Origin of the sequence: Nostoc sp. JL34, assembly GCF_017114945.1 — a bacterium.
In the GTDB taxonomy this organism is placed as follows: domain Bacteria; phylum Cyanobacteriota; class Cyanobacteriia; order Cyanobacteriales; family Nostocaceae; genus Nostoc.
In genome coordinates, this window is sequence record NZ_JABXKQ010000053.1 from 1 (window position 1) to 5,197 (window position 5,197).

Consider the following 5,197-nt stretch of genomic DNA (forward strand, 5'->3'; position numbering starts at 1 on the left):
CTACATTTTCACAGTTTTTGACCCCTCTTCTTTTAGCCTTTGTGAGAAATCCAGGTAAATGAGCTTCCTGTAAGGCTTCTTTGATTTGCTGCGCCCAAATGTTAGCCTGCTCATCAAGTGTACTACCTGGTAAAGTATCTTGTTGTGTAACTGTTAACAGATAGCGGTCATTTAATAAAATAGTAGGTAGCTGGTTGCGTTTTTCAATTTTAACTTGAATAGACTCAGAACCGGAAATCACATTTTTTAGTTGTGAGTTGATTAAATTTGTCCGTTCTTGAGCGCTATACTGACCAGAATCGCTGATTTGAAAAAGCTGTTGTCCATCCAAAATAACTGGAGCTTTTGTTAATGCTTGAGCTACGACAGGAGTAAACCAGAAAAATAAAACAAAAGTTAGTACTGTAATGAGAATATTTAAATATTTTAATGGCAGTTGCAAAGGATGAAAATCAAACATAAAGACTCTAACAAAATATTTTTACTTCCGCTAATTAATATTAACTAGATTTTATCGAAATCAAATTATTTTTGTAATGGTTTCTATTAGCATCGCTTTTCATGGACTAGAGATACTCAATTTTTCAGGTAGAATGGAGACAGGATAATAAGAGTCATCCTCTATAGCAATTCAATGGGTAAACGAAAGAGAAAAAATCACAATCCACCCTTCCCTTGGATGGTAAAAAAAGAAAATCTGTTCATTGCTCCTACTGGTAACGAAATAGTTACAGATGCTGGATGGGAGAAAATTTCATTTGAAGAAGCCAGAAAACTATTTAGTACCGAAACTTTTCAAGAGTGGTACGAACTGTTCTTAGAAAATATAGATATCTCGGAAATACTTTCAGAATCTAATGTAGATATAGATTTAGATGATGAATCAGCAATAAATAACTTTTTACTTCGGAGCCAATGGACACCAAAACAAGTCAATTTAGTTGTAGCGAAGGCTATCTATAAAAATCATGCCTGGGTAAGAGGATTACTAATTTCTACACCTGATGCTGAAGAACACAACTTTCACAATTATGAAATGGAGGCAATTCGTTTAGGAGTCCAATTGCGAAAATACATCTTTGAGGATATTCCAGTAATTAATGACTGCAAAAATGCTGTCAGATATTTACATGCTCGATACGCCCTCATTGGCTGGCAACCAAGAAATTGTGTGACAGCAGCTCACAACCTAAAAATATCTCAAGCTACTAAGGTTTACAATGAACTTCTCTGGGATGAAGATTGGCTAGATGAAGAAGACGAAATTTATTAGTCAAGAACAAAAAACTCTACAACACTGGAAAATATGCTCCTCATTACTGATAACTGGATAATAATAGAGTTACTGGGAAATAAGCCCAGAAATCTTTGAAGAGCTTAACAGCGATGGCGGAATGGCACTAAGAAAAGCATAAATCCCTGGTATTCCTAGATGAAAGGGTGTGGGGTTGCAGGTTCGGGTATAGGGAATTAAGAAGATATTGAACTACTTGACGCACTCGCATTCAATTGTCTGGAACACACGAAGCTGCAACCCTACCCCCAACAAGATAGCCCTCACTAGGTTTCACATGAGTCTTAGTGCCATTCAGCGATGGCGTAACCGTCATGAGCAAGTGGCGATCGCTCTAATAATAACGTAGCGTGGGTGCAGCGTAGAGGCTCTTTCAAGCGATTTATGGACGGATGCTTGGAGCGGGGTAAAACACTTAACAGAAATTGTTAAACTTTTTTATTCCCATAGACTAAGGCAACCGCCTGAGCAACTTTTGTAAACTATCTTTGCACCAAGTCAAAGTTATAGTTGCATTGTGCCTATAATAAGTTACGGCTAACTATAACTGGAAGTTAGCACCCTGTAAATGGTTATCGCTTGGATTACGCATCAAAGGCGATACCAAAGACAAGCAAAATTCATCGGCAGCGCAATAGTGTCTATTCCGTTGCCAACATGCACCCTCCGCGATCGCATGTTGGTGAAAGTGTTGTATATGAAGGGAAGTAGTGTTAATCGTAGTTGATGTCGGATAAAAGATAAGGGTTAACTTATTTTGTCTTCCACCCTAATTCGTGTATACTGAATTTTTAAATTCACAGCCACCCAGTGCGATCGCATAATTATTGTGAATAACCCTGAACTAAATAACTTACCTCCCATTAAACTTATTCCTCTGGACGCTGAAACTGCATCGCTCTCTGGGCGTACTAGAGTTACAAGACCACCAACCGATATTCGGTGGGTAAAAGTTCTGGAATTTTTACGCAGCAACAATCTCGCACCAAACAGCCGCAAGCTTTACGAACGCGAACTGAAGCGATTTTTGGCTTGGAGTGAGCTGCACTATCATGAACTGCGTCCACGTCATCTTGCGTTATATAAAGAATATCTCCGTGATGAAATACTGACTGATGCAGGTAAACCGCTTTCAAAAAGCAGCATCAATGCAGGAATTGCGGCTCTCAAAAGCTTTTTCAAATGGATGTGTTACACGTATCCTGAAATTATTGCTACTAATCCGACACTGGGGATTAAACTGGAAAAAGTGCCACTACCACCAGCCCAGAGTTTAACCCCAGAAGAGATGGAACAGGTTTGGTCAGCGTTGGAATTGCTGGGAGAAACAAAGCAACGGGATACAGCACTGGTTCACATTCTCAGTCACGGGCTGCGTGCTGGAGAAGTTGTGCAGCTAAATGTTGGGTCGTTTGATGGCAAGCTGCTGTTTTTACCAGACACCAAAACCAATGAACCACGCTTAGTTCCACTGCGAAAAGAGAGCCGGGAAGTTTTAGCAGAGTATTTGCAATTGCGCTCACACCAAGGAGAGGTGTTGTCCAGCCTTAGTCCACTGATGATTTCACACCATGCTTCGTACAAAGGTGAACGCTTAAGTTATCACGGCATTTACTTCGCGGTGGAAAAAATTGGTGAAATAGCTCACATTGAGGATTTGCACCCTCACTCCTTTCGCCACACCTATGCCACTGACTTATTGCTATTGGGAGTTGACCCCAGCCATGCACGAAAACTAACGGGACATCAAAGCGAGAAAGCGTTTCGGCGCTATACTTTACGGAGTGAGCAAGAAGCTGCGATCGCTGCTTACTATCGTGCGATTGGCGAAGAAGAAGCAGAGTAGATATGCCAAAGCCACTCGATCCCAAATGCCAGTTATGTGCCAAGTTACCAACAGCTAAAGCCAAAGTGCTGCATGGGACAAATGGGGATGGATGCTGGAATCCTAAAGTTTGCCATAATCGCCGCTCCTTCTACCGTCGTCGAACCGATGATAATTCCGCGCAACTAGATGCTATCACCGTCGAACCGCCAGCAACATATTTTGCTGTGTTGTATTTGTATAAAGAACCAGGGGATAAGCCATTGCACGCTATGTCGGCAGAACTCTGGCTGGGGCAAAAGCCTATTTGTCGCCTGGAACCAATTCACTGCTTTGGGTTAACGGCTGGCAAGATCCGCGCCTATACAGATCAGGTGTTGCAGGCTTTTGCCAGACAATATAGTGTTTCACTATATCAATATAAGGAGATGTTCGAGATTAGCCCAACACATTGCCCAGTGCGCCCTTGCCCCTTGCATCCACAATCTTAGAGATGACTACGTATCGTCAATTAACCATCTGGGATGTATTAGATGAATTGTCCGAATCTCCAGCGACATCAACACTAGCACCGATGTGGGAATGTTTAGATGCCGAGTTAGAAAAATTACCCCTGGAGGCACAGTTATTAACCGCAGCGCTTGCCTTCAGTCAGATTGCAGATATTCTTAAGTCTCGTGCCGAAGCGCTGTTGCAAGATACCCGCGATCGCAATAACCCAAAGGGGCCAATTGTTAGCACCGATCTCTTTGCTGGTCTAGTGCGGACAACAATGCACCTAGATTTAGATGATTTGATTGAACCGGAAACACCACAAACCTTTAAACCACACGGCCCACACCAATTTTCATATCCTAACCAGGAGGGTGATTCTGTAGCAGCACCTGTTGAAAAAGCGAATGTTTTGGCAATGCTTGATGAGGTGACAACTTTAGAAGATGTTCGCAATTTGGCATCAGATGAGGATGTGGAAAAATGGCAGAGTGCGATCGCTAACCATTTGATAAATGTCAAAGATGAGATTTCTTTAGTTAAACTGCAACGTGTGTTGCAAATGCCGATGGTAGAAGTATGGTTAGGACTATTGCTGGGTGGGTTTACACTAGAACAGCGCGGTGATTTTTATAACAGTCGGAATATTTGGGTGAAAAGTTCTCCAATTACTAACACCTAGCCGATTTGATTTGAAATTTTGAACTTTCAAGCTGCTTTGACACCCAATAAATTTATCACTTCTGCTGCTGACCAACCAGATTGTATTCTCTTTCAACAAACGCCAGCAGCTTTGACTGCAAGGATGACAAATACGGTGAAAGCAAAATCCCCAATCCTTGCAACTACAAAATATTTGAAACCCTTGATTTATTGTTACAATAGTATTAGTAGCTAACAACCCCCAGAGGGTTAGTCTGAGCGCTATTGAGCTTATTCGTTGTCAGAAGATTTCTTATCTTCTTCGTCATCCTTGTCAAAATTTGTATTGCTAAGGGGGACTTATGGGTGAATCGAAACGCCGAAAAGCAATATTAGGCAATCACTATGGCTTGCCTAATATTTTCAATGAAGTCCAATCAATGTGGACGCAGATTAATTTCTCGCTCAAGCGAGTCAAAGATTCTGATAGTGGATGTTTACTTGTTCAATGTTCTAACAACGACCGAGGATTCCATCAAGACACTATTGCCCAAATTCAAAAAGAAATAGAAAATTGGAAATGTGATTTGGATATTCCTATCTTGATCCAAGTTCTCCCAAGGGGAGTTCAAAATTCAGGAACTAAACTTTTTGATGGGTTCGTTACCCTTTGGTGTAATTGTCCAGAATTTGAATTGTGGCGAGAAATATTTGAAAGTGAACGAGTTTAGTAAACTTTGTTGCATTAAATTATTGTTTACTAGCTGTATCGTCACTTCTGCTGCTTCCAAACAAGGTTGTACTCTCTCTCAACAAATGCCAGCAGCTTTGACTGCAAGGAGGGAGCAACGCGATTTTGTGATGTCAGACTTGAAACGAGCGATCGCTAAATTAGTTGATTGCGTATAGACTAATATTTGGTACATATAATTCAGCAATATTAC

At 41.1% G+C, this 5,197-nt stretch carries 5 protein-coding genes and 1 pseudogene; 5 read left to right on the forward strand and 1 reads right to left on the reverse strand.

What is annotated here, in order from left to right:
- Positions 1–460: pseudogene (locus HWQ44_RS10760) on the reverse strand (hypothetical protein); the annotation flags it as partial.
- 174 nt (positions 461–634) lie between these two features.
- On the opposite strand from HWQ44_RS10760, the gene HWQ44_RS10765 reads away from it, so the two are divergent.
- From HWQ44_RS10765 to HWQ44_RS10785, 5 genes are all read left to right on the forward strand, one after another.
- Positions 635–1,273: a hypothetical protein gene (locus tag HWQ44_RS10765; RefSeq protein WP_292718333.1), complete on the forward strand. Its 639-nt coding sequence runs from the start codon at positions 635–637 to the stop codon at positions 1,271–1,273.
- A gap of 847 nt (positions 1,274–2,120) precedes the next feature.
- Entirely contained in the window at positions 2,121–3,140 is a 1,020-nt protein-coding gene (locus tag HWQ44_RS10770; RefSeq protein WP_292718338.1) for a site-specific integrase, read from the forward strand.
- Positions 3,141–3,142: 2 nt separating this feature from the next.
- Positions 3,143–3,610, forward strand: coding sequence for a hypothetical protein (locus HWQ44_RS10775; RefSeq protein ID WP_292718335.1), 468 nt, complete (start codon positions 3,143–3,145; stop codon positions 3,608–3,610).
- 2 nt (positions 3,611–3,612) lie between these two features.
- A complete protein-coding gene (locus HWQ44_RS10780; protein WP_292718336.1) occupies positions 3,613–4,293 on the forward strand; it encodes a hypothetical protein in 681 nt (226 codons plus the stop codon).
- A 322-nt stretch (positions 4,294–4,615) separates the two neighbouring features.
- Entirely contained in the window at positions 4,616–4,984 is a 369-nt protein-coding gene (locus HWQ44_RS10785; RefSeq protein ID WP_179070415.1) for a hypothetical protein, read from the forward strand.
- Positions 4,985–5,197 lie beyond the last annotated feature (213 nt).

Bases quoted from the DNA above. Each gene is read 5' to 3' on its own strand.
- HWQ44_RS10775 (WP_292718335.1), top strand. From the start codon at position 3,143: ATGCCAAAGCCACTCGATCCCAAATGCCAGTTATGTGCCAAGTTACCA.
- HWQ44_RS10785 (WP_179070415.1), top strand. From the start codon at position 4,616: ATGGGTGAATCGAAACGCCGAAAAGCAATATTAGGCAATCACTATGGC.
- HWQ44_RS10765 (WP_292718333.1), top strand. From the start codon at position 635: ATGGGTAAACGAAAGAGAAAAAATCACAATCCACCCTTCCCTTGGATG.
- HWQ44_RS10780 (WP_292718336.1), top strand. From the start codon at position 3,613: ATGACTACGTATCGTCAATTAACCATCTGGGATGTATTAGATGAATTG.